At 49.3% G+C, this 24,383-nt stretch carries 21 protein-coding genes; 11 read left to right on the top strand and 10 right to left on the bottom strand.

What is annotated here, in order from left to right; all coding sequences use genetic code 11:
* Window positions 1-99: 99 nt before the first annotated feature.
* The 7 genes from ACINK7_RS14720 to ACINK7_RS14750 all read right to left on the bottom strand — a co-directional run bounded on the left by ACINK7_RS14720 (window position 100) and on the right by ACINK7_RS14750 (window position 6,459).
* On the bottom strand, window positions 100-747 hold the full coding sequence (locus ACINK7_RS14720; RefSeq protein WP_404356308.1) for a c-type cytochrome: 648 nt from the start codon (window positions 745-747) through the stop codon (window positions 100-102).
* Between the two features lie 2 nt (window positions 748-749).
* Window positions 750-2,369, bottom strand: coding sequence for a b(o/a)3-type cytochrome-c oxidase subunit 1 (locus ACINK7_RS14725; protein ID WP_404356310.1), 1,620 nt, complete (start codon window positions 2,367-2,369; stop codon window positions 750-752).
* Entirely contained in the window at window positions 2,362-2,895 is a 534-nt protein-coding gene (locus tag ACINK7_RS14730) for a cytochrome C oxidase subunit II (RefSeq protein WP_404356312.1), read from the bottom strand. The genes ACINK7_RS14725 and ACINK7_RS14730 overlap by 8 nt, the downstream gene beginning before the upstream one ends.
* Before the next feature lie 10 nt (window positions 2,896-2,905).
* A complete protein-coding gene (locus ACINK7_RS14735; protein ID WP_404356314.1) occupies window positions 2,906-3,058 on the bottom strand; it encodes a hypothetical protein in 153 nt (50 codons plus the stop codon).
* Window positions 3,059-3,150: 92 nt separating this feature from the next.
* The gene (locus ACINK7_RS14740; protein ID WP_404356316.1) at window positions 3,151-3,849 is read right to left on the bottom strand and encodes an HAD family hydrolase; all 699 of its coding nucleotides are present in this window, start codon (window positions 3,847-3,849) and stop codon (window positions 3,151-3,153) included.
* A 334-nt stretch (window positions 3,850-4,183) separates the two neighbouring features.
* On the bottom strand, window positions 4,184-5,134 hold the full coding sequence (locus tag ACINK7_RS14745; RefSeq protein WP_404356318.1) for a hypothetical protein: 951 nt from the start codon (window positions 5,132-5,134) through the stop codon (window positions 4,184-4,186).
* 395 nt (window positions 5,135-5,529) lie between these two features.
* Window positions 5,530-6,459 (bottom strand): diguanylate cyclase, encoded by a 930-nt coding sequence (locus ACINK7_RS14750; protein ID WP_404356320.1) that lies wholly within the window; start codon window positions 6,457-6,459, stop codon window positions 5,530-5,532.
* A gap of 778 nt (window positions 6,460-7,237) precedes the next feature.
* Here ACINK7_RS14750 and ACINK7_RS14755 point away from each other — a divergent pair.
* The 10 genes from ACINK7_RS14755 (at window position 7,238) to cynS (ending at window position 17,818) form a co-directional block, all read left to right on the top strand.
* Window positions 7,238-8,545 (top strand): NAD(P)/FAD-dependent oxidoreductase, encoded by a 1,308-nt coding sequence (locus ACINK7_RS14755; RefSeq protein WP_404356321.1) that lies wholly within the window; start codon window positions 7,238-7,240, stop codon window positions 8,543-8,545.
* 54 nt (window positions 8,546-8,599) lie between these two features.
* Window positions 8,600-9,124 carry a YcxB family protein gene (locus tag ACINK7_RS14760; protein WP_404356322.1) on the top strand — a complete coding sequence of 175 codons (525 nt, stop codon included), beginning with the start codon at window positions 8,600-8,602 and terminating at the stop codon, window positions 9,122-9,124.
* Between the two features lie 9 nt (window positions 9,125-9,133).
* Entirely contained in the window at window positions 9,134-11,017 is a 1,884-nt protein-coding gene (locus ACINK7_RS14765; protein WP_404356324.1) for an ATP-binding cassette domain-containing protein, read from the top strand.
* A 3-nt stretch (window positions 11,018-11,020) separates the two neighbouring features.
* Window positions 11,021-11,515: a hypothetical protein gene (locus ACINK7_RS14770; protein ID WP_404356326.1), complete on the top strand. Its 495-nt coding sequence runs from the start codon at window positions 11,021-11,023 to the stop codon at window positions 11,513-11,515.
* A gap of 24 nt (window positions 11,516-11,539) precedes the next feature.
* Window positions 11,540-11,983 carry a universal stress protein gene (locus ACINK7_RS14775; RefSeq protein WP_404356328.1) on the top strand — a complete coding sequence of 148 codons (444 nt, stop codon included), beginning with the start codon at window positions 11,540-11,542 and terminating at the stop codon, window positions 11,981-11,983.
* Window positions 11,984-12,044: 61 nt separating this feature from the next.
* Complete coding sequence (locus ACINK7_RS14780; RefSeq protein WP_014147769.1) at window positions 12,045-12,458, top strand: TM2 domain-containing protein; 414 nt, start codon at window positions 12,045-12,047, stop codon at window positions 12,456-12,458.
* Window positions 12,459-12,510: 52 nt separating this feature from the next.
* Window positions 12,511-14,454 (top strand): DUF389 domain-containing protein, encoded by a 1,944-nt coding sequence (locus tag ACINK7_RS14785; protein WP_404356330.1) that lies wholly within the window; start codon window positions 12,511-12,513, stop codon window positions 14,452-14,454.
* Between the two features lie 268 nt (window positions 14,455-14,722).
* A complete protein-coding gene (locus ACINK7_RS14790; protein ID WP_404356332.1) occupies window positions 14,723-15,532 on the top strand; it encodes a formate/nitrite transporter family protein in 810 nt (269 codons plus the stop codon).
* Window positions 15,533-15,597: 65 nt separating this feature from the next.
* A complete protein-coding gene (locus tag ACINK7_RS14795) occupies window positions 15,598-17,337 on the top strand; it encodes a protein kinase (RefSeq protein ID WP_404361458.1) in 1,740 nt (579 codons plus the stop codon).
* A 1-nt stretch (window position 17,338) separates the two neighbouring features.
* Window positions 17,339-17,818: a cyanase gene (gene cynS, locus ACINK7_RS14800; protein WP_404356334.1), complete on the top strand. Its 480-nt coding sequence runs from the start codon at window positions 17,339-17,341 to the stop codon at window positions 17,816-17,818.
* Window positions 17,819-17,974: 156 nt separating this feature from the next.
* Here cynS and ACINK7_RS14805 read toward each other — a convergent pair whose 3' ends face one another.
* From ACINK7_RS14805 to nirB, 3 genes are read right to left on the bottom strand one after another with little or no spacing between them, the layout of a single operon-like run.
* Complete coding sequence (locus ACINK7_RS14805; protein WP_404356336.1) at window positions 17,975-18,892, bottom strand: PhzF family phenazine biosynthesis protein; 918 nt, start codon at window positions 18,890-18,892, stop codon at window positions 17,975-17,977.
* A gap of 8 nt (window positions 18,893-18,900) precedes the next feature.
* Entirely contained in the window at window positions 18,901-19,227 is a 327-nt protein-coding gene (nirD, locus tag ACINK7_RS14810; RefSeq protein WP_026130071.1) for a nitrite reductase small subunit NirD, read from the bottom strand.
* 2 nt (window positions 19,228-19,229) lie between these two features.
* Window positions 19,230-21,785: a nitrite reductase large subunit NirB gene (gene nirB / locus ACINK7_RS14815; protein WP_404356338.1), complete on the bottom strand. Its 2,556-nt coding sequence runs from the start codon at window positions 21,783-21,785 to the stop codon at window positions 19,230-19,232.
* Window positions 21,786-22,904: 1,119 nt separating this feature from the next.
* Here nirB and ACINK7_RS14820 point away from each other — a divergent pair.
* Window positions 22,905-24,383 carry an MFS transporter gene (locus ACINK7_RS14820; RefSeq protein WP_404356340.1) on the top strand — a complete coding sequence of 493 codons (1,479 nt, stop codon included), beginning with the start codon at window positions 22,905-22,907 and terminating at the stop codon, window positions 24,381-24,383.

Raw genomic sequence — 24,383 nt, forward strand, 5'->3', positions numbered from 1 at the left:
ACAGTTTCCTGCTGCCGGCATCCTTGCCGAATATGTCTGTATCCTCCGTAATACTCTTAGAGAATATTGAATTTTGGGCGCCGAAGAAGCGCCCGGTATTTATTTTGCCTGGTAATATTGAGCTAGTTCCTTGATTTCCTCGGCAGTCAATTGCTTGCTGAGAATTCTCATACGACCGAAAATATCGTTGCGCCGTTCGTCTTTTTGATAGGCTTCAAGGGTCTGCACGAAATAGTCGGCTTGTTGACCGGCTAAAGCCGGAATATCCATTTTTTCTCCCTTACCTTCGGCCCCATGACACACCGCACAAGGCGGCAGAGTCCTTTTGCCGTCGCCTTTCTTGACTAAAACCTCGGCCTTAGCCAACGATTGGCGCACCCCCTGAGGTTTAGGGGTCGGTAGCGTACTAAACCAAACGGCAAGATCGGCCATATCTTGATTGCTCAATCCGGTCACCATCGACCCCATCAGATCATGCTTTCGATGGCCGGTTTTATAATCCTGTAATTGTTTATAAGTATACGTCGCCAACTGTCCCGCCAATGACGGATAATTCGGCACTTGACTCACGCCCTGCTCTCCATGACACCCCGTACAGGTAGCGGATAATTCCTTGCCTTTGGCGGCGTTACCTTTTTTGACGAAATTCAACTGCTCTGGCGTCCAGGCGACTTTTGACGCCGGCTCGGCCTGGGCGGCAGTCGAAACAAAAAGACCCGAAAGGGCCGCGACAACCATTTTATTCATGTTCAAAATCCCCATGCGCTTGAGCCGAATGTTTTCATAAAAAAGAATTGTAGAATCGGTACGCCGAAACTCAGCGCCATCAAACCGGCGATGACTTTATTCCATAGCGTAAAATCGTTCAGGTATTCAGGCAGATCGGTAACCGGATGAATCGGCTCGGCGTATTCGATTTCGCCTTCGAATACTTCTTGCGAACGATGCGTCATCGCTAAATTGTAAACAAACAAACAGGCGGAACCGAGCATTACCAAACCGCCGAAGATCATCGCCAGCTCGTAAGGATCCCAGGCCAATGTCAACAGCGAGTTATATTCGACACCGGAAATGCGCCGAGGCTGCCCCAATAAACCCAGCACATGCCAAGGCGTGGTTAGAATCGTCATGCCGATAAACCAAGTCCACAATTGCACCAGCGCCATATCTTTGGAAAAAAGCGGCTTACCGGCCATGATCGGCCAAAGATAATAAGCGATCGCAAAATACATGATCACGGTGGTACCGGCGAAGATCAAATGAAAATGCCCCGGCACCCAAGCCGTGTTATGGATCATTGCATTCATCGCATAACTGGCGTTGACTAGGCCGCCGAAGCCGCCGAGAATCAGCATTAACAAAGCCAGAATAACCGACAGCACCATCGGATTACGCCAGGGCAGCGAACCGATCCAACCGAACAATCCCTTGCCGCCGCGCAACCTGCCGGCGATTTCGAGCGATGCAATCACGCTAAAACCGGTAATGAAGGTCGGAAGCGAAACAACGAAAGTCCCGACGCCATGCAGCAATTTCCATCCTTTAGCTTGCTCGGGATCCATATATAAATGATGAAAACCGATCGGCAACGCAAAGACGATCAAGACCACGAAGGCGGCGCGGGCAATTTCATCGCTGAACAAATAACCGCCCGCCTGCTTCGGAACCAAGACATAAAATGCTGTATAAGCGGGGATCAACCAGAAATAGACGATCGGATGCAAGGTCCATGCAAACAAAGTGCGCGCCAGGCCCGGATCGAGCGTATCCATCCAGCCGAGTGCCATCGGAATCAATTGAAAGAGCACTTCCAGCGCGACACCGGCACTAGTCCAAAGCCACAAAAGCGCATTGCCGGCGGTTGCAAACATCGCGAGCGGCACCGGCGCGCCGGGATTAGCTTGCTTCCATTCGCGCATCATCATGATCATGATGACGCACCACAGCCAGGAACCGACAATCAACAATGTCGCGCCGACATAGAACATCCAATGCCCGATAATCGGCGGATAAAACGTGTACAAAACCGAGGCTTTACCGGTCAATAGAGGTATTGCCGCCAGCACAGTGCCGAACGACGATATTCCAAATCCGGCCCAGGCCCATTGAGGGTTCCAAATCGGCTGCTTCAGACTAGTCGTCGCAACGACATAGCCGAAGCCCATGATGAAAAACGTCGTCAATACAAAAGCCATTAATACGCCGTGCGTACTGACCGATGCAAAATACACCGAAGGCGATTCGATTGCCGGAATGAAACCGCTCCTTTCCAAGACTTGATACTCGCCCATGAAACAGGCCAAAAGAAACGCGCCGAAGGCGACCCACAGATGGCAGAACGCCAGTTTTTTGGTGACCACATCAATCATTGTCTTTTCCTCCTTTTGAAGGGGCTTTTCCCGGCGCGGTCCAATGTTCTTTAGCGACGACCGAAACATTGCTCCACATATGATCGTGCCCTATGCCGCAATATTCATTACATAGCAGCGGATATTCGCCGGGTTTCGGCAAGGTTGTCGTTACTTGCGCGACATACCCCGGTACGATCATCGTACTCATATTCGTCATCGGCATATGCACGCCATGGAGAACGTCCATGCTGACCCAACGAAAGGTTAAAGAAGTATCCGCCGGCACGGTAATGTGTTTCGGATAAAAACCGTAACGCCCGGCAACCATTCGAATGGTTATAGTGCCGCTTTCGTCGACTTGCACACCCAAATTATCTTCGTCGAATTCCTCGCTCAAATGTAGACTGGCTGAATCGATAGTCTCGACATTGCTCGGGGCATTAATGCCGTGAAATAATGCATCGATCAAGATAATACCGACAAAAAGACCGGCGATGCCGACTGCCGCATAGGCCCATTTTTTTTCAAGAGGATCTATATGCATAAAATCACCACTAATTGATCGCGCCGCGCGGCAAGAATACCCCGTAGTACAGGAACAGCCATGCGACAACCATGCCCACGCCAACGGTAATCATCAAAGCCCAAGTGCCGACAGGCGGGCTGTTCAGGATTTTTTCACGTTCTTCTTCACTTAATGGTTTCATGGCTTCCTCTTATTTATTTTTATTAATTTGGTATGAATCGTACGGATATTAGCGGCAAGTAAACGCGAAGGAAACGTTAGCGTCAAGCAGTTTTACAAGTCCCGCGCCGCCCATAAAGCCGCGACCTGGCCCAAATCGCGGCATTGCAAATGACATAACTCTCCGGCATAAGGGTCGGCCGGTAATACCGACGGAACATAGACGGTAAAAGCACCGGACGTGGACGCCGCCATCACACCGGCGGTGGAATCTTCCAATGCTAAACAACGAGAAATAGGAATCGACAAACGTTCGGCCGCATTCAAGAAAATATCGGGCGCCGGCTTGCCTCGCTCGACATGATCGCGAGCGACAATCGTCTCGAAAACATTGCCGAGGCCGGCAAAATCGAGACACTCGAGTGCATTATTCAAACGACTGTTGGTGGCAAGACCATAGGGTATGTCGGATTCCTGCAATAATTTAAGAAATGTCCAAAAACCCTTCTTTATGTCGATGCCTTGCTTTTCGACGATGCGATACCAACACACACCGCCCAGACGATTAAATTCCTGAAGATTGAAAGTGCTTCCGCAAAACTCAAGCAAGCGTATCTCGACATCGCGATAATGAAGTCCCGATAAAGATAGGCAGAAGGCACTCGGCAACTGATACCCCATGAGCGCGGCAGCCTGACGCCACGCCATGAAATAGGTGGTTTCGGTATCCAACACCAAGCCATCCAGATCGAATACAACCCCCTCGACAGCCCTCAAAGCCTTTCGAAAAGCATCCGCCTCACCGTTCACCATTCACTATTCACCTTTGCTAAACATTCTCACACTGAAGCGGTCACTGCCATTAAGTTAAGCTGTGTTAAAAATAAGTAATTTTTGCATTCAAGCTCTAAGGTACCTTAGAAGCTTGCCATCCATGGCACTGGATTCCGCCAGTCCATGGCGGAATGACGGGTTTCTCTGAACTTAATGGCAGTGACTGAAGCGGTAGAAACAAGGAATCTTGGCCAATGCGACTTCGATACCAATTAGTGCCACCCAGGCTTACCGACTCTCCCTCACCTAGCGTTAGGTGAGGGACGATCTGGGGATCGCTCCCACAAAGACCTCCATTCCCCCCTTTCATCTTTCACCTTTCACCTTTCTCCTTGATCCTTGAACCTTGAACCTTTATATACTCCCCTTTCGCCTCGCGGCTCGAACCGACGATAATACGCTTCAAACCGCTCGGTGACTCTTCCAACAAACCGCAAACCTCGATTTCTTCTCCGTTTTGCGCTTGACCGGTATAAGTCGCGGTAAAAACCGCAATCTCATCGATAGTCGGCTCATTGCATTTAAACAGCGCCGGATAATCGAAAGCCCGGCTATCGTCGGTCACGATGCAACGCAACAAGATTTTGCCGCATTTACGGTAAGTCTCGGTAGCGACCGACTCCGGATCGATAAAATTCAAATCGAATTTACGATCATTCACCAAAGCCTTATTAAATTTGCGCTGTTCATGCCAAACATAATCGTCGAAATCGATATGACAATCCCGGCGACGAAAACTCTCTTGCCAATGCCTCAGGTCGAGTTCATGCAGCAAACCGGCTTGAATCAACTCACGGTTAATCGCTCTGGCCTGATGAAATAGATCCCGGTCATAAAAAACCAGATCGATATCGGATGCCTTTCCTTGAGCGCCGATTAGCAACGAACCGGTCACGCCCATTTGGTTAACATCCAGCCCCCGACTCTGATACAGATTCGATAATCGAAGCAAATCATGCTCGACCGGATCGAGCCGCGCAGCCGATAACAGCTCGCTCAAGCGTTGTCGTGGCTGATAATGCTTAATTACTCGCTCTTCAGGAACGGCATGAACACGGACATCCCGCATCGGGCAATAATACAAATATTCAGGATGATCTCGACTCAATAAGTTGTCCGCTTGCCGGGTGGATTGTTTTTGCCAACCGTTCGCGCTTCGCCGATAACGTAAAAAACACAACACCCTGCCCTGCTCAATGCCGTGCTCCACTACGGCAAAAACCAGCCCTTCAGCAGTCTCAATGAAATCTTTCGCTAAATACATGATAGTTATACCTATCGTAGATGAAAATACGACGCCAGGGGGCCGCCAAAGGACGCCGTGAATACGTCCATGGCTCTATGCCAGCTCCATGCTGGCAAAGCCTTTGTCGCCCCCGGCGCCTCCTCGGGCACTACCGAAATTTGAAGTGCGAAAGGTATAAAAACATTCGTTTAAATCGTTTTATTCGACTCATCCTGGTCCTAAGGATTTAGTCGTAAATAACTTCCCCATTTTACTGAGGGTTCGGTTGCTCGATTGGCAGGTGTCGGCGGCACGGAAAGCCGCCGTCAAGCCTACACGGACGTATTCACGGCGTCCTGCCAAGCGAGTTACCGAAACCTCGACAAAGCGCATAGTTCCAGGACGTTATTTATCACGAAATCCTAAATGAATACTCAGGCACTCTCGAGCCGGTTTCGGCCTTTTTCCTTCGCTCGATAGAGCGCGTCGTCGGACGCCTTCATCAATTCATCGATAGTCTTGAACTGACCGTTGTAGGTTGCAAGACCCAAACTCAGTGAAACATAACTATCGACTTTCGACCCTTCGTGAGGAATTTTCCGAGCGGACACGGCCAACCTAATTTTTTCGGCTAAATCCCGGCTTCCTTGCCAGTCCGTATTCGGCATGATCACAGCAAATTCCTCGCCGCCGTAACGGCAGGCTAAATCGGTCGCTCGCTGAGGCACCGAAGCGATGGCCTCTGCGATTTTTTTCAAGCAGTCATCGCCCGCCATATGCCCATACCGATCGTTATAAACTTTAAAATAATCGATATCGCACATCAGCAACGATAGCGGGTGCTTGTCACGTCTGGCATGATTAAATTCTCTTAACAGTGTAGTATCGAAATTGCGTCGATTCGCGATACCGGTCAGTTGATCGTGTAGCGATGCAAAACTGAGCGCCTCATTGGCATGCATCAAATCCCGTTGTACGGCATGCAGTTTTCGCCGCATTTCATAAATGCGTTCCATAGCAACGATTTGCATTTCTAGACGTTTCGGGCTAATCGGCTTGGCCAGATACGCATCGCCACCGGCCCTGATACATGCGGCATAGGAGTCGTCATCGGTTTTGATCGTTAAAAAAATAATCGGAAACCAATCGTCGCCTTTCAAAGACCGGATCGCTTGTGTCGTCTCGAATCCGTTCAAACCGGGCATTTCAATATCCATCATGACCAAATCGACATCGTTCGATCGAATAAATTCAAGCCCCTCCGCTCCGTTTTCGGCATGAATCACATGATGCCCAAGCTCCTTGACACACTCCGCAACCAGCATTCGAATGGCTTTACTATCGTCTATTACCAATATTTTCATAAGAATTTCTTTACTATAAACCCGATTTCCAATACTAATTTCCCGAAAAAGCGCCCTTTAAAATAGACTATGTTCGCGTTATACCTTTCGCACTTAAAATTTCGGCAGTGCCAGAGGAGGCGCCTGGGTGTCCGGTCGATTTTTGCTCCTGCAAAATCGACATTCACGCCATCCTTGGCGCTCATAAAGGCTTTGCCAGCATGGAGCTGGCATAGAGACAACATGGACGTATTCACCCAGCACCTAAATTAGCCATCATATTAAATTATTGCCAATGACCTATGGAATTTAGGTGCTGGGTTCACGGCGTCCTTTAGCGGACACCCTGGCGCCGAATTTTGATCTACGACGGGTATAGTAGTTGAAATTAATACTACACCAATTTTGAAACTTGAAGACTGTAGGTACGCGCAGCGTACCCTACAATTCACTTTGGATTTATAAGTACTTCCGGTATTGGCAGGTGTTTCCAACTATTTACCGCATACATAGCCTTAAAATATCGCTGATCCGATATCCAGAATAAATGTTCTTGCGGCCTCAAATCCAAAATAACGTCTCTTTACACATCCAAGGATTAGCCGATCAGGGCTTAATACTAGCATTCCTTAAAATAAACATGGGAATTCATCATCAGCATCTCATTGGTTTTATTAATACCCCAACATAATGAGGTAGGGATTTTTTTTATAAATCGTCCACTTTCGAGTTGATTCGTTATAATACGTTGCACAAAAAAACAATAACCGCAGTAAGCGGAAAATAAGCTGGGGGATGCATGAGCGAGAGCAACAACGAAAAGCATAAAATTCTGATTGTCGGCGGCGGCGCGGCCGGACTGGAGCTGGCAACGACACTAGGTAATAAATTAGGCAAAGCGGGTTTGGCTGAAATCAACCTCATCGATGCCTCCTCGACTCATATTTGGAAACCTTTATTGCATGAGGTCGCGGCCGGCACCCTGGATGAAACCGAGCAAGTCGATTATCTGGCACAAGCCTATCGCAGTCATTTCCGTTTCCGCCTCGGCAAAATGGCCGGTTTGAGCCGCGAAAAAAAAGAAGTCTATTTGAGCCCGACTTACAGCGATAGCGGCGAAGAACTGATACCCGAACGCACATTCAAATACGACACCCTAGTCATGGCTGTCGGCAGCATCAGCAATACTTTCAATATCAAAGGCGTGGCCGAACACTGCATGTTTCTCGACACAACCTCGCAGGCCTTCAAATTTCAAAAGCAACTGGTCGAAACTTATATCAAACGCCATGTCAGTAAAGGCGGCAGCAAGGACAAACCGTTATCGATCGCGATTGTTGGCGCCGGCGCAACCGGCGTAGAATTATCAGCAGAACTGCACGAAGTGACGCATCTATTGAATGTCTATGGACTCGACCAAGCCGGCGATGTAAAAATTACGATTATCGAAGCGGCCACGCAATTATTACCTGCCCTACCGACTAAGCTGGCACACGCGACGCAACAACAATTGGTCAAGCTCAATATCGACCTAAAGCTTGGACGGCGGGTCACCGAAGTCTCGAAAGACGGCATCACGACTCACGACGGGGAATTCATTCCAGCCGACCTCAAAGTCTGGGCGGCCGGTATCAAGGCACCGGACTGGCTACAACAAATCGACGGCTTGGAAACAAACCGAATCAATCAATTGGTCGTCAATGACGCTCTACAAACGGTCGACCCCAGTATTTTCGCGATCGGCGATTGCGCAGCCTGTTCTTGGCCGGGGCATGAACAAAACGTTCCTCCGCGCGCTCAGGCCGCTCATCAACAAGCCTCGACGGTAGCGAAATCCATCGTCAATCACTTGCAAGGCAAAGACCCAGTCAAATTTGTATATCACGACTACGGTTCGCTAGTTTCGTTGGGCAAATATTCTACCGTCGGCAATTTGATGGGCAACCTGATGGGTTCAGTCACGATCGGCGGCTTTATCGCCCGCATCGTTTATCTGTCGCTTTATAAAATGCATCAGGTCGCGATCCACGGTTATTTTAGAACGGCAATGTTGACGCTCTCAAATTTATTCCGGCGTAGCGCCCATGCCAAAATAAAAATGCACTAAGAACCAGACTCAATCAGCTCCTTTTTTACAAACCACATACCTTTAATAACTATCATGTTTGAAATTGAATACATTTTTCGTGAAGAGGATTTAATCCATTTCAACGAAGTCCAACTGCAACAAAACGACGAAGTCCTGAATAACATCCGTAAAAACCGGCTGGTTTTCCCCGGTGCGCTAGTGATTATCGGTATTTTTTATTATTTGTACTACGGCGATATGATGACGGCGGCTTATATTTCCAGCATTGCCATCCTTTGGGCGCTGCTCTCGCCGAAAATCATGCTGCTCGACATGCGTCGCCAGATCATGAAAAACTATACCGAAAAAGAAAAAGCCGATATGTTCGGCCGATATACGCTCAAGATAGAACCCGATCATTTGCTCGAAATATCGCCGAGCGGCAAACACAAGATGCCTTGGAACGAATTAATCCGAGTCGAACAAGAAGACGAGCATTATGTCTATATTTTCATTAGTCTCAATACCGCTTTGGTCATTCCGGCAAAAACCGTCAAAAAAGGCAAACTGAAGGAATTCGCCGAGCAAGTACAGAGTATGATCGATAGAAAAAGCTAAACGCCAAACATGCTGAATTTTAAAAACGTATCCTTGAGACGCGGCCCAAACCTACTGTTTAGTCAAGCGTCCTTTACAATTCATCAAGGCCAAAAAGTCGGCCTGACCGGTGCGAACGGCGCGGGAAAATCCAGCCTTTTCGCACTACTGAGGGGCGAGTTGCACACCGATGAAGGCGACTTTTCGATGCCGCCGGGCCTCGAAGTCGCGCATGTCGCGCAAGAAACGCCGGCGGTCGCCTGTTCGGCGATCGATTACGTGATTGATGGGGATCAAGAGTTAAGACGACTACAAAAACAATTAAGCGCGGCCGAACAAACCGGCGATGGGTTAAAGCTGGCAGAATTACATGCAGCCTTGGATATCATCGGCGGTTATACCGCCGAAGCCCGCGCAGCCCGTCTGATGAACGGACTAGGGTTTCGCCCCGATCAAGAACAAAACCCGGTCTCTTCGTTTTCCGGCGGCTGGCGCATGCGCTTGAATCTGGCGCAAGCCCTAATGTGCCGTTCGGATCTTTTACTGCTCGACGAACCGACCAATCATCTCGATCTGGATGCGGTCATTTGGTTGCAAGATTGGCTTTGCAAATATCCCGGCACTTTGCTTTTGATCTCGCACGATCGCGACTTCCTCGATGCCATCGCCAGCCACATCGCGCATATCGAACAAAACAAAATCGAGATCTATACCGGAAACTATTCGGCTTTCGAAAAAATGCGCGCGGAAAAACTCGCGCAGCAACAATCCGCGTTCGAAAAACAGCAACGCGAAATCGCCCATATTCAAAGTTTTGTAGACCGTTTCAAGGCCAAGGCCACCAAAGCCAAGCAAGCGCAAAGCCGAATTAAGTCGCTTGAACGGATGGAACTCATCGCTCAAGCGCATGTCGACTCGCCCTTTAATTTCAGCTTCCGTAAACCGCAAAAAATGCCTAACCCGCTGCTCAAATTGCAAGAGGCCGGTATCGGTTACGGAACGACAATAGTGATCGACGGTGCGGAATTGACGCTTGCTCCCGGCGATCGAATCGGCTTATTAGGCCCCAACGGCGCAGGAAAATCTAGTTTAATCAAAGTACTAGCCGGAGAAATGCAGCCTTTGGCCGGAGAAATACTGACCGCCGACGCACTGAACATCGGCTATTTTGCCCAGCATCAACTCGAGCAATTGCGAATCGATGAAAGCCCGTTGCAACATCTGCAAAGACTCGATAAACAAGCGACCGAAAAAGATTTACGCAATTATCTCGGCGGTTTCGATTTTAGGGGCGACAAAGTATTGGAACCTGTCGGCCCTTTTTCCGGAGGTGAAAAAGCACGCTTGGTTTTAGCGATTTTAGTGTATCAAAACCCGAACCTATTACTGCTGGACGAGCCGACCAACCATCTTGACTTGGAAATGCGCCACGCTTTGAGCGTCGCGTTACAGGATTATGAAGGCGCCATGCTGATCGTCTCGCACGACCGGCATTTACTGCGCTCGGTTACCGATCAACTCCTTTTAGTCGCGGACGGCAAGGTTCGGCCTTTCGACGGAGATCTGGACGATTACCGTTCCTGGCTGACCGAGCAATCCAAAAACGAAGAACCGCCTGAGGAAGCCGCCAATCAATCACTTTCCCGAAAAGACCAGCGTAAGCTTGAAGCCGAACGCCGACAAAAAAACAAACCGCTGCTCGATGCTCTGAAAAAAGCCGAACTCGCGGTAGAAAATCTACATCGGGAACAATATGAATTGGAACAGCAATTAGCCGATCCGGCTGTTTATCAAGACCCGGAGAAAGAACGCTTGAAGCAGCTACTGTCGCGCAAAACCCGGATCGATAAGGAGCTCGAAGAAGCCGAAGCGGAATGGCTCGAAGCCGAAACCAAACTCGAAGAAGCCGGCTAGCTTATGTACGAATGGGTCATGCTATTTTTCGATCTTTGCCGATTTCGGAAAGGCCCGCAAGACCTTCCCTTTTCGCAGGCTTTGCTGCTGAGTTCTATTATGGCCTATGCCATTCTGGGCTTTTTGATGCTGTATATCGATAGCGGCTGGTTTAACGCAATTATGCAGGTATCGGTCGGCGCCTTATTATTGCTGGCTTTTGCCAAAATCATATTGCTCATTTCACGAAAACCCGGCCGTTTTGTGCAAACATCGAGCGCGCTGTTTGGAACCGATGCCTTGATAAGTTTCTTCGCACTCCCGATTATTGCCGGCATGACAACCGGCCGAGTCTCGCTTTTGGCCTTCGCGGCACTGGTCGCGTTAATGATCTGGCATTGGCTAATTACCGGACACATAGTCCGGCATGCCTTATCCGCATCCTTTAGCTTTGGACTGGGTGTCGCATTCTTGTATATCATGGCATCTTATTGGCTCATGGCTCAGCTGTTTCCCTAACCTTGCGCTTCTAATGGAAATTTTATGAAAAATTATACCCATATCTTACTCGCGGTTGACTTTTCCGATCATACCGATGCCATTGCCGAACGTGCACGCGACTTGGCCGATAAATACCGAGCTAAAATAAGCCTGCTGCATGTCGTCGATAATCTTCCGATTGTAGACACAGTGAACGGGCCGATTATTCCCTATGAAATTGACCTAACCGAACAATTAATGGAATCGGCCAAATTGCGACTGGAAAAACTAGCGGAACGATTCAACATCCCCGAAAACAATCGCTTTCTCGAATTAGGCAGCCCGAAAATCGAGATCGTCAGAATCGCCGAGGAAAACGCGGTCGATTTGATCGTCGTCGGCTCGCACGGCCGACATGGACTCGCATTGCTGCTAGGATCCACAGCCAACGGCGTATTACATCACGCCAAATGCGATGTCCTTGCGGTACGCATTAAAGACGAATAAACCCGCCTCGACCTTGAACCTTGAACCTTGAACCTTGAACCTTGAACCTCATTTAACAAACATGATCGGACATATAGAAAGTTTTGACCTCGGCAGACAAACCGGCGTAATAAAAAGCGGAGACTCTTTTTACGAGTTTCATCTCGACAGTTGGCAATCACCCGACTTACCTGAGCCTGGCGACGATATCAATTTCGAATTGGAAGAAGGCGAAGCCAAATCGGTTGTGTTAATCGGCTCCTATCTCAATCCGCACAAACCGGTAAAATCTCGACTGCTGGCAACGATACTCGCGTTGCTTTTGGGCGGCGTCGGCGCACATCGTTTTTATCTCGGCTATTATTGGATCGGTCTTGCTCAGATCGCGGTGACTGTTTTGACCATCGGTTTCGGCGTGGTATGGGGCTTTATTGAGTTTGCCCTGTTACTCAGCAAAAATTTCGATATAGACGCCAAAGGCAGGCCGTTGAAATAAACGATCATTGAAATCGCTTAGCCCTGTTTAACCTGCGAAAGGTATCTATCGAATGACAGAAACCAAACCGATTTACCTGATTCACTCCGATGAGTTGGATAAAAAGAATTTGGTTATAGTCAACCAACATCCGCTAATTGTTGAGAACGACATCTCAATTCGCCCGATTAAGGTATCGAACCTTAGCGGTCTACATGTCAACGGCAATCTAAATCATGCCTTGGTTTGGGTTAAACACACCGATTTTCAGGCCGTACTCACTGCTGCATTCAATAAAACCATCGCATTGAGTTTTCTGCCGTATCCTAACGAATTACGACCCGTATTTTTCGATCATCTTGGACTGCCCAATAAGCTTGACGACTGCTTGGCCTTGGCATTACAAACAGAAACAGTGCCGATCGATTTGATCCGCTGTAACGGAGAATTCATTAGCCGCGGCATCGGCCTGTTGAATCAAACAGCTCTAGCCGAATTGATCGAGGCCGGCAATACGCGAAATCTCTTCAAGAAAACAAAGTTTTATTGTCAGCGCTTGATTCATGCTTTCAACTTACAGCCGATTGCCATCGAAATAGAAACCGCGAAAGGCAAATCAGTCAAAACGGCAATCATCGGCTTGTATCTATTGGATCTTGCAAAACGAAATCCATTTGCCAAACTTTTCGGAGAATCGGCTTCGCTTAAAGATGGCCGATTGTCGTTCGTGTTCTTTGCACCGCAATCGATTTTAAGCTACATCCAATCGACATCGATAACTATTCCGCAGGCTTCGGCACAGCTACCGAGACAACTAGGATTCGTTCGAAGCGTTTCTTTGCGCATAACCGCAAAACAGGATATTGACTTTTGGATAGAACACAAACCGGTCTCGACTCGCGAGCTATTTTTGGAAACAGTTCCTGCAGCCCTTAAAATCACCGTCGGCGACAGTTTTCGATCGCTCAACTCGCAATCCGGTGACAAAGAAAATTTCAATGTCGAAAACCTGCCGCAAGGGGAAGCACGGCTGAAATATTTCAGTAAAACTTTGCCGTTTTTTCCCCATGCGCTCGAATCCGACTTTAAGGACTTGTTTCTAGCGCTAAAGGAAAACGCCAGGACGACGAGCACTTATGTCTTATTAATGGTACTCAGTTCCATGCTGGCCACGTTGGGCTTATTCCTGAGTAGTCCGTCCGTCGTTATCGGCGCGATGGTATTAGCGCCCTTGATGGCTCCGATTATTTCTTTGTCGATGGGCTTGCTTCGCTCCGAAAAATTCTTGACTCGAGAATCAATCGTTTCGCTGCTGTCCGGTATCGGCATCGCGCTTGCAATTTCATCGGCAATGGCGGCATTACTGCCTTTCAAAGATGCCACATCGGAAATCGAAGCCCGTTTGCATCCTTCGACGCTGGATTTATTGGTCGCGGTTTTTTCCGGTATCGCCGGCGCAATGGCCCAAGCCCGCGAAAATATAGCCAAAAGCTTGCCGGGCGTTGCCATCGCAGTCGCCTTGGTGCCTCCCCTCTGCGTTGCAGGTATCGGCATCGGTTGGCTTGAATCCGATATTTTTTTGGGCGCCATGCTCTTATTCTTGACCAACTTGATCGGAATTACGATGGCCGCCCTCATTTCGTTCATGGTCATCGGGTTCGCGCCTTTTACTCGGGCCAGAAAAGGCATTTTGCTATCGAGCCTATTGCTGGCATTGATTTCCGCGCCTTTGTTCTATTCTTTCCAAACCATGGAGCAAATCGCCGATATCAAATCTCAATTGGCCGGTAGAACTTATCAAATCAATGGACACCGGCTTGAACTTCGGAATATCAAAGTCAATACGCTACGACCGCTCAATCTAAATGCCGACCTACTCACTAATATCATGCCGGACGAATCGGTGTTTACTCGGCTCGAGGATGATTTACATGCGGAACTCGGCCAACCTGCCCGCTTCAATTTTGCTTTGCATTTTGTTAGGGAAACCGTTGCCGTCAATGAAAATGGACAATAAGCCGCGCTCGGCAGCTACGTCATAGACGACGCACTAAAATCTACTCCGCAATGCACCAGACCGGTTCACAAAGACACAAAACAACCCTTACCCAACAAGAGCTAATATTTACTATTCATAATATCAATAGCTTATATTTTTAACAGAACTTGGCACGATTTCCGCTTATCTTCATTCGAGTTTCTTAAAGCAAAGGCGCTTTAACCCCACTAGGGATTAAAGCGCCTTTTTTTTGCCTTGTGTTTTTTTAATTGATCTGAGGAATGCCATGTCTTATTTAGTCCCTTCGGAATTTGTCACCAAAATGGTCGATGCCGGTGAATCTAAAGTCTATATGTCAACACGAGATACGTTGATCAGAGCCTATATGGCCGGTGCGATTCTTGCGTTAGCCGCCGTATTTGCAGTTAGTATCACTGTCGAAACCGGTTCTCCGATCTTCGGCGCGATTCTGTTTCCAGTCGGTTTTTGCATGTTGTACTTACTGGGGTTCGATCTATTGACCGGTGTTTTTGTTCTGGTGCCGTTGGCATGGATCGATAAACGCCCGGGAGTGACGGTAGGCGGTATTTTTAGGAACTGGGGATTGGTCTTCGTCGGCAATTTCCTCGGTGCTTTAACCGTGGCGGTGATGATGTCGTTGGTTTTCACCTACGGATTTTCGGTCGAGCCGAATGCCGTTGGAAAAAAACTCGCCGGCGTCGGCGAAGCCCGAACACTGGGATATGCCCAATACGGCGTCGCGGGCTGGTTTACGATTTTTATCAGAGGCATGCTATGCAATTGGATGGTGTCTACCGGCGTGGTCGGAGCAATGATATCGACTACGGTCAGCGGCAAAGTGATCGCGATGTGGATGCCGATCACACTGTTCTTCGCCATGGCCTTCGAACATTCCGTGGTCAACATGTTTCTGTTTCCGGCAGGCTTGATCATGGGCGGCAATTTTTCGATCATGGATTATTTCATCTGGAACGAAATCCCCACGGTGCTCGGAAACCTAGTCGGCGGGCTTTCATTTACCGGCTTGACGCTATATAGCACTCATATAAAAACCGCACCGAAACGCGCTCTGTAACTCGTCCCTTTTAATAGAGTCTCGAGCCAAGTTTAGGGTCGAGGCTCTTCATGAAACGATACCTCATGTCCGGCACTCTTAAAATATCCGTAGGGCAATATTCCGATAAAGGCCGAAAGGAAATCAACCAGGATTTTCATGGTGTCTATATGCCGAAAGAACCGCAATTGAGTTCAAAAGGTGTTGCCATTGCGATGGCCGACGGAATCAGCAGCAGTGCTGTCAGCCATATTGCTAGCGAAGCCGCGGTCACCGGATTCCTACAAGATTATTTTTGCACCTCGGAAGCTTGGTCGGTAAAAAAATCGGCACAACGGGTCTTGATTGCAACCAACTCCTGGCTACATGCCCAAACCCAACAGAGTCAATATCGTTACGATAAAGACAGAGGCTATGTTTGTACCTTTAGCGCCCTGATTTTCAAGTCTAATACCGTGCATATTTTTCATATCGGCGATACACGGATCTATCGATTACATGACAATCATCTGGAGCAATTAACCAACGATCATCGACTTTGGGTTTCGCAAGACAAAAGCTATCTGAGTCGTGCATTGGGTATCGATCATCACCTAGAAATCGATTACCAAGCGCTACCGATTGAAAAAGGCGATCGCTTCTTATTGATGACCGATGGCGTTTATGAATTTGTTAATAATGTTTTCATCATTAATGCGATCAAGAAGCATGGCGATGATTTAGCGACTGCCGCAACAATGATCGTCAACGAAGCCTACCGGCAAGGGAGTTCGGATAACTTGACGATGCAGATTGTCGATGTCGAAGACTTACCGAATCTAAATGCGGATGAGATTTATCGGCAAATAACAGAGCTTCCGTTTCCGCCGACATTGACCGCCAGGATGATTTTCGACGGTTATCAAATCATGAGAGAGCTGCATAATAGCAGCCGGAGCCATGTCTATTCGGCAATGGATACCGAGACCAATACACCGGTCGTTATTAAAACGCCTTCAATCGATCTTCGAAATGATCCCGCTTACCTTGAGAGTTTTCTCATGGAAGACTGGATAGCGCGCCGCATCGATAGCCCCCATGTCTTAAAACCCTGCGAGCAAACCCGAAAACGCAATTATCTCTATATTGTCACCGAGTTCATCGATGGCCGAACCTTGAAACAATGGATGATCGATAACCCGAACCCGGATCTGGAAACCGTACGCGGCATCATTGACCAAATTGCCAAAGGCCTCCGCGCGTTTCACCGTCTGGAAATGGTTCACCAAGACTTGAGGCCGGAAAATATCATGATCGATAGCTCCGGTACGGTAAAGATCATCGACTTCGGCTCGACTCGAGTTGCAGGGCTAACGGAAATGAACAGCCCCACCGAACGGCACCCATTAGTCGGCACCGCTCCGTATAGCGCCCCCGAATATTTTTTAGGCGAAAACGGAACGGCTCGCTCGGACTTATTTTCGTTAGGTGTCATTACCTATCAAATGCTGACCGGCAATCTGCCTTATGGCACTCAAGTCGCCAAATGCAAGACGAAAGCAGCTCAAAATCGATTGAACTATCGCTCCATCCTGGATGATGCGCGAGCGATTCCGGCCTGGATCGATGATGCCATCAAGAAAGCCGTCCACCCGAATCCCTACAAGCGATATGAAGAATTATCCGAATTTGTTCACGACCTTCGTTCTCCAAACCAAACTTTTTTGAACAAAACACATCCGCCGCTCATAGAGCGCGATCCTGTGACCTTCTGGAAAAGCATTTCTCTCATCTTGACGATTATCGTCGTCACGTTATTAATCCAACTAAGCAAAAGAGGTATTTAATATGAAAACGACTCCATCATCCAGCAAAGCCGATTCCTTGCTCACCAAAGAGCAAATGACCGATCGGATCATCACTGCAAAAGTACAAAAGCAACTCACCTGGACGGCCATTGCCGAACAAATCGGCGTCGATGAAGTTTGGCTGACCTCGGCTTGCCTTGGCATGAACAGCATGAAACCGGAACTGGCCGAAAAGCTATGCACCGTTCTTGAACTACCCAACGAAGTGCAAATCGCCTTGGCAATGTTCCCTTACAAACAATGGGCTTTCGACGTACCTCAAGATCCCCTCATTTATCGGCTTTATGAAGTCGTCGGCGTTTACGGCGAAACCTTGAAAGAAATCATTCACGAAAAATTCGGCGACGGCATCATGAGCGCGATCGATTTCAGCATGACGGTCGGCAAAGAAGAAAACCCGGCGGGCGACCGCGTTATTATCACGATGAACGGCAAGTTTTTGCCTTATAAGTCCTGGTAAGCCAGGGGAGATTTGTTCTATAACCCAACTTTATTCAAGTCGTAATATTGCAGCACGTAGCCCGTATGCAGCGTAGCGGAATACGGGAATGGCGTGGCTTCGAACGTCCCGGATTGCGCTACGCTCCATCCGGGCTACACTGCTAAGGGTAAACCTTCATTTCGGCAAATCGATTACCCCCTCGGCAAACATCACCGCCTCGCCGCCGACGCGCAGAGGCAATAATTCCTCGCCTTTATTATCCATTTCGATGCGAATAACACTGCGCCGCGAACGCGCGTCGCCCCGGTCCACAGCGAAACTGTGCGTGCCCTTGCGTGTTTGCTCGAACGAACACAAATACGAACAAAAAGCCGGCACCGCATTACCGACCGGCGGATCATCGGTTAAAGCAAGGCGAGGCCCAAGAAGTCGTAAATTGAAATCGGCATCGGGGAACGGCGTTTTCGGCGCAAATAACAAAATCTCTTGCGCGGCGGTTTGCGGCGCGGTGGATTGGCTCCAGGCGGGATAATTGAACAGCGCATTTCTTACCGACTCGTATTTCCAAACCGGCACGATCAAATAGGGATAACCGCAGGAAACCAGTCTTGGCGAATACTTTTTATGATCGAGTTCCGATTGCTCCAACCCCAGAAAAGCAGCCAATTCTTCATCGCCCGGTGCAAACCGATCGACGATAGCGCTGACTTTTCGGGTAAATTGCACAAAACCGGGCTTACCGCCGACACTCGTAATGTTCGCTTCGACAGGCCCCGCATTTTGTTCGAACACGACTCGAGTAATCGGCTCGTTTAATTCGATATCGCCGCAACTGGCCAATACGAAAGCCGCGGCAATGACCGGATGGCCGCCTAAATGAATCTCCGCCAGCGGCGAAAATATGCGCATTCTTCGTACATTGCCGCCGTTGATCTTATGAAAAATGAAGACGGTTTCGGACAAATTCAGTTCCTTGGCTATCAAGGCCATTTTTTCGGCATTGAGTCCGTCCGCTTTCGGAAAAACGGCAATCTGCGCGCCATTGAAAACCCGATTCGTGAAAACGTCGGCAATATAATAATGATATTTCATAAATCTCCCTAAACGTTAACGGCAACCCGCCGGTTTTCGATACGAACGCCATAGGTTTCGATTTTCACAGTCTCGTCCTCGAAGCAAACGCCCGTTTCCAGATTGAAATGCTGTTTATAGAGCGGCGAGGCGACCATCGGTTGGCCGCCGATATCGCCGATCATGCCGCGCGATAATACATTGACTTTGCCGAACGGGTCGAAATTATCGACCGCATAAACCGCCTGTTCCTTCGGCATATAAAACAAAGCAATTTGCCTGCCATCCGCCCAGACGCAAACACCGGAATCCGGCTGCAGATCGTCGACCGAGCAGACATCGATCCATTCGCTCATGCTCATGCCTCCTCCAATATCTTAAAGTGCTTCCGGGCCTTCAATTCCTCCCGCTCTTGCTCATCGGCAGGGCGCACTTGGCCGCGCTCCTCGACGAACACGATATTATCGTCGGGTCGGTCGCTGTTGACGAAATGCCGGAAGCGTTTCAATTTGCTTTCGTCCTCGATCGTGGTTTTCCATTCGCATTGATAGGTATCGATCACATGACGCATTTGATTTTCCAGTGCTTCGCCAATACCGAGACTATCCTCGATCACCACCGAACGCAAATAATCCAGGCCGCCTTCCATGTTTTCCATCCACACCGAAGTGCGCTGCATCCGGTCGGCCGTGCGCACATAAAAAATCAGCACACGGTCGATATATTTGATCAGCGTTTCCTTGTCGAGTTGGGTCGCGAACAAGTCGCCGTGCCGGGGCTTCATCCCGCCATTGCCGCAGACATAAAGGTTCCAGCCGCCCTCGGTCGCGATCACGCCGATATCTTTGCTCTGCGCCTCGGCGCATTCGCGTGTGCAGCCCGACACGGCAAATTTGATCTTGTGCGGCGCCCGAAGTCCTTTATAACGGTTTTCCAGCTCGATCGCGAGACCCACGCTATCGTCGACGCCGAAACGACACCAAGTGCTGCCGACGCAGGATTTGACGGTTCTGAGCGACTTGCCATAGGCATGGCCGCTTTCGAAACCGGCATCGATCAATTCCCGCCAGATCGACGGCAATTGCTCGACCCGGGCGCCGAATAGATCGACCCGCTGACCGCCGGTAATTTTCGTATACAAACCGTATTTTTTCGCGACCTGCCCTAGCACGATCAATTTCTCGGGCTGGATTTCGCCGCCGGTCACGCGAGGCACGACCGAATAAGTACCGTCTTTTTGCATGTTCGCGAGAAAGATATCGTTGGTATCCTGTAAGCCGACATGCTCTTTTTTGAGAATATAGTCATTCCAGTATGAGGCCAGAATCGAGCCGACCGCTTGTTTGCAAACTTCGCAGCCGCGGCCTCGCCCATGCTTTTCGAGCAATTCGTCGAAGGTCTTGATCTCCTGGACCATCACTAAGTGATACAACTCCTGCCGGGTATGCGGAAAATGCTCGCAAATATCGGTGCTGACCTCAATGCCCAGCTTGGCCAATTCGCATTCCATCACCGATTTCATCAGTGGCACGCAACCGCCGCAACCGGTTCCCGCCTTGGTTTCCGATTTGAGCGCCGGTACCGTATTGCAACCGGCTTCGATCGCCGAACAAAGCGTTGCCTTATCGACATCATGACAGGAACAAATTTGCGCCGACATCGGCAGCGCATCGGGCCCGAGACCGACCGATTCATCGGAACGATGCGGCAAAATCAGCGAATCCGGGTTTTCCGGCAGTTCGATACCGTTCAAGCAATATTGCAGCAAGGTGCCGTAGCCGGAAGCCTCACCGACCAGCACCGCACCCAGCAATCTTTTTTTATCGGCACTGACCACGAGTCGCTTATAGACTTCGCTATCGCCGTTTTGATAAGTGTAGACCAATGCCCCCGGCGTCTGCGCATGCGCATCACCGATGCTCGCAACATCGACGCCCATCAGCTTCAGTTTTGTGCTCATGTCGGCGCCGGTAAAATAATTGTCGCCACACTCGAGCACCGAGACGACGGTTCGCGCCATCGCATATCCCGGTGCGACCAGGCCGAATATTCGGTTATTCCACAAAGCGCATTCGCCGATCGCGAAAATATCCGAGTCGGAGGTCCGGCATTGATTGTCGATCACGATGCCGCCGCGCGGGCCGACTTCCAATTCGCAGGCCCGAGCGATATCATCGCGCGGACGGATACCGGCCGAAAACAAAATCAAGTCGGTTTCGAGCACATCCCCGCCGGCGAAATTCATTTTATGCAAGCAACTCTCGCCGTCATCGATCAAGGTCGTGTTCTTATTTAAATGCACGGTCACGCCGAGCGCTTCGATCTTGCGCTTCAACAATGCGCCGCCGCCGTCGTCCAATTGCACTGCCATCAGGCGCGGCGCAAATTCGACGACATGCGTGGTCAAGCCTAAATCTTTCAAGGCTTTCGCGGCTTCCAGCCCGAGAAGGCCTCCGCCGACCACGACGCCGACTTTGGATTGTTCGGCCGCGTTTTGAATCGCTTCCAAATCTTCGATGGTTCGGTAAACCAGACACCGATCGCGTTCATGCCCCGGTACCGGCGGAACGAACGGGTATGACCCGGTCGCCAGCACGATTTTGTCGTAAGCGATCCGGACGCCTTTTTCCGACAGCACTGTTTTAGCGATACGGTCTATCGATTTTGCTCTGTCTCCCAGATGCACGGTGATGCCGTGTTGTTCGAAAAAACCGACCTCGACCATTGATAGATCCTGCGCGCTCTTGCCGGAAAAAAACGCCGACAAATGAACCCGGTCGTAAGCCGGTCTGGGCTCCTCGCAAAACACGACGATCTCAAAATGTTCCTTCGCGCCACTGCTCACCAGTCCGGCCAAAAAGTTTTGGCCGACCATACCGTTACCAATCACGACTAATGTTTGTTTCTTGCTCATCGGCAACCTCGGTTTTCTGTATCTAAATTTTAGGCAAAAAAAAGGCGTCCAGTCGATGTGACGAATCACTCGAACAGGACGCCAATGCCCCAACAAAATCGGTACTCCGTAAGGAGTCTTGCTAGTGATGAAGCAATATGAATGCCAGTTTATGAGCAACTTTAGCGAAGCCTTGATTTTTCTAGCTTCATTGGATCCTGATTCAATGAAGCCAAATGGAATAGTCATGAAATCCGCGCAGCAAACGCACTTAATCGGTGAATTGGGATGTTTTTCGCACCAATATGAAGCACTATGCTTATTCGCTTGACAGTCACCGAATCGAACGAACAATCACATAACGCAAAAAAATAAATTGGCATTTTATTTGCATAATTATAAATTCAGAAGTTAAGCCAAAGAAGTTCATGAGGTATTTCAAGATAACTTAAACACTCGAGTTAGCCTCTTGAGTAAACGAAAGTTCTTTGGAGGCGGAGGGTCAATGCCATTAAGTTAAGTCGTTCGTGGTGAGCCTGTCGAACCATGGACGGCTTAACTTATCGACTCGGACTTCTCCATTCATCCTTCGACAAGCTCAGGACGAACGGAAAAGTCCTTAACTTAATGGCAGTGAGGCGGAGGGTGCGGTCACTCGCCCGACAGTACGCCGTGAACCCAGCACCTAAATTATCCAAGATAGTTAACCATAGTCAATGGACTATGGAATTTAGGTGCTGGGTGAATACGTCCATGTAGGCTCGACGGCGGCTCGAACGCCAAGGACGGCGTGAATGCAGATTTTGCATTTACGCCACGGATGGCGTGTATTAGGGCAATGCAGGAGCAATTGCCGAGGAGCAAAAATCTGCCCTGCCGCCAACGCCTGTCGATCGAGCAGCCGCACCCTCTTCGGAACCGACATTGTTTTTCATATTTCTCGTTCCCACGCTCTGCGCTCGCCGTTATACACAAGTGCCAAAAACACTTATAAATCAATGCTATTGCTAAACAGCAACAGCATTGATTTCATTGGCTTATTAAGACTTATGTATAACAATGAGCGCTCTGCGTGGGAACGCATTCCGGGACGCTCTGCGCCACCAGAGGAACTAGGAACTTTCACAGTAAAACCAGCCAATGTCTACACTACAACTCAAGTTACTCGGCTTTTCCGGTAAGATCAAAATTCTGCATTTGACCTGGACCGCTTTTTTCATCAGCTTTGTCGTCTGGTTCAATCACGCCCCTCTGATGCTGATGATCATGGATTCTGTGAATCTCACCGAATCCGAAGTCAACATCCTGCTGTTATTAAACTTTGCGCTACCCATTCCGGCTCGCATCATCATCGGCATGGTCGTAGACCGCTTCGGCGCAAGAATCAGTTACAGCACTCTACTGGCACTGAGTAGCCTGCCTTGCTTCGCTTTTGCGATGGCCGAATCGTTTCAACAATTAGCCTGGGCGCGCTTCTGTTTGGGGTTTATCGGCGCGGGTTTCGTGATCGGCATTCGCATCATCGGCGATTGGTTTCCGGCTCGGCAAGTCGGCGTTGCTGAAGGCATCTACGGGGGCTGGGGTAATTTCGGTTCGGCCGCCGCGACTATCCTGCTGCCGGGACTTGCATTATATTTCGGCGCCGAAAACGGCTGGCGTTATGCGATTGCGGTAACCGGTATTTTGTCGCTGGCATATGCGTTCATCTATTACCGGAATGTCGAGGATACGCCGCCCGAAGTGCCCTATTTGAAACCTAGACGTTCTGGTGCAATGGAGGTTACTTCGATAAAAGATCTATTCCTTTACATCTGCACGACCGTACCGCTTTATGCCGCAATGTCTTTGCTCACTTGGCAGCTATCGACGCCGGAAGCCGATTTACTTAGTACACCCTGGGTCCTTGCAATCAACATCATTGTCTGGGCACTTTTCTTTGTTCAAGCTTATCAAATCGTCGAAATCAATGCGGAACGGCTCAGCCGCCCGATCGACAGTATTCACCATTATCCATTCAAACAAATCACTATTCTGAGTGTCGCTTATCTGATGACGTTCGGCTCCAAATTAGCCGTGGTATCGATGCTGCCGATGTTTTTCTTTACGATTTACCGCGAAACCCAAGCTGTCTCGATGATCGATGCAGGCCTGATGGCATCGAGCTTCATTGTCATGAACCTAATCGCCCGCCCGGCCGGGGGCTGGCTCAGCGACAGAATCGGCCGCAAGTTTTCGCTGACGATGTTTCTAGCCGGTACCTCGCTCGGTTATTACTCGATGTCTTTTATTGCCGGCGATTGGCCCATTATGATGACTATTTCAATGACGGTGTTGTGTTCGATATTTCTTCAGGCCGCCGAAGGCTCGGTATTTGCCATCGCGCCGTTGATCAAAAGACCCATGACCGGCCAGATCGCCGGCATCGTCGGCGCCTACGGCAATGCCGGCGCGATTATTTTTTTAGCGCTGATGGGCCATGTCGCACCGTCTACGTTTTTCATCATTCTGGCAGTTTGCGCTTTAACATCGGCAATTTTGGCGCGCTACCTTGAAGAGCCTAAAGAGTTTATTACCGAAATCATGCCCGACGGCTCTTTAGTGAAAATCGAACTGGATTGA

It is taken from the genome of Methylotuvimicrobium sp. KM1 (assembly GCF_044788715.1).
In the GTDB taxonomy this organism is placed as follows: Bacteria; Pseudomonadota; Gammaproteobacteria; order Methylococcales; family Methylomonadaceae; genus Methylotuvimicrobium.

Bases quoted from the DNA above. Each gene is read 5' to 3' on its own strand.
- ACINK7_RS14740 (WP_404356316.1), bottom strand. From the start codon at position 3,849: ATGGTGAACGGTGAGGCGGATGCTTTTCGAAAGGCTTTGAGGGCTGTC.
- ACINK7_RS14745 (WP_404356318.1), bottom strand. From the start codon at position 5,134: ATGTATTTAGCGAAAGATTTCATTGAGACTGCTGAAGGGCTGGTTTTT.
- nirB (WP_404356338.1), bottom strand. From the start codon at position 21,785: ATGAGCAAGAAACAAACATTAGTCGTGATTGGTAACGGTATGGTCGGC.
- ACINK7_RS14750 (WP_404356320.1), bottom strand. From the start codon at position 6,459: ATGAAAATATTGGTAATAGACGATAGTAAAGCCATTCGAATGCTGGTT.
- ACINK7_RS14770 (WP_404356326.1), top strand. From the start codon at position 11,021: ATGTACGAATGGGTCATGCTATTTTTCGATCTTTGCCGATTTCGGAAA.
- ACINK7_RS14805 (WP_404356336.1), bottom strand. From the start codon at position 18,892: ATGAAATATCATTATTATATTGCCGACGTTTTCACGAATCGGGTTTTC.
- ACINK7_RS14760 (WP_404356322.1), top strand. From the start codon at position 8,600: ATGTTTGAAATTGAATACATTTTTCGTGAAGAGGATTTAATCCATTTC.
- nirD (WP_026130071.1), bottom strand. From the start codon at position 19,227: ATGAGCGAATGGATCGATGTCTGCTCGGTCGACGATCTGCAGCCGGAT.
- cynS (WP_404356334.1), top strand. From the start codon at position 17,339: ATGAAAACGACTCCATCATCCAGCAAAGCCGATTCCTTGCTCACCAAA.
- ACINK7_RS14780 (WP_014147769.1), top strand. From the start codon at position 12,045: ATGATCGGACATATAGAAAGTTTTGACCTCGGCAGACAAACCGGCGTA.
- ACINK7_RS14775 (WP_404356328.1), top strand. From the start codon at position 11,540: ATGAAAAATTATACCCATATCTTACTCGCGGTTGACTTTTCCGATCAT.
- ACINK7_RS14755 (WP_404356321.1), top strand. From the start codon at position 7,238: ATGAGCGAGAGCAACAACGAAAAGCATAAAATTCTGATTGTCGGCGGC.
- ACINK7_RS14790 (WP_404356332.1), top strand. From the start codon at position 14,723: ATGTCTTATTTAGTCCCTTCGGAATTTGTCACCAAAATGGTCGATGCC.
- ACINK7_RS14730 (WP_404356312.1), bottom strand. From the start codon at position 2,895: ATGCATATAGATCCTCTTGAAAAAAAATGGGCCTATGCGGCAGTCGGC.
- ACINK7_RS14785 (WP_404356330.1), top strand. From the start codon at position 12,511: ATGACAGAAACCAAACCGATTTACCTGATTCACTCCGATGAGTTGGAT.
- ACINK7_RS14820 (WP_404356340.1), top strand. From the start codon at position 22,905: ATGTCTACACTACAACTCAAGTTACTCGGCTTTTCCGGTAAGATCAAA.
- ACINK7_RS14720 (WP_404356308.1), bottom strand. From the start codon at position 747: ATGAATAAAATGGTTGTCGCGGCCCTTTCGGGTCTTTTTGTTTCGACT.
- ACINK7_RS14725 (WP_404356310.1), bottom strand. From the start codon at position 2,369: ATGATTGATGTGGTCACCAAAAAACTGGCGTTCTGCCATCTGTGGGTC.
- ACINK7_RS14765 (WP_404356324.1), top strand. From the start codon at position 9,134: ATGCTGAATTTTAAAAACGTATCCTTGAGACGCGGCCCAAACCTACTG.
- ACINK7_RS14735 (WP_404356314.1), bottom strand. From the start codon at position 3,058: ATGAAACCATTAAGTGAAGAAGAACGTGAAAAAATCCTGAACAGCCCG.
- ACINK7_RS14795 (WP_404361458.1), top strand. From the start codon at position 15,598: ATGTCCGGCACTCTTAAAATATCCGTAGGGCAATATTCCGATAAAGGC.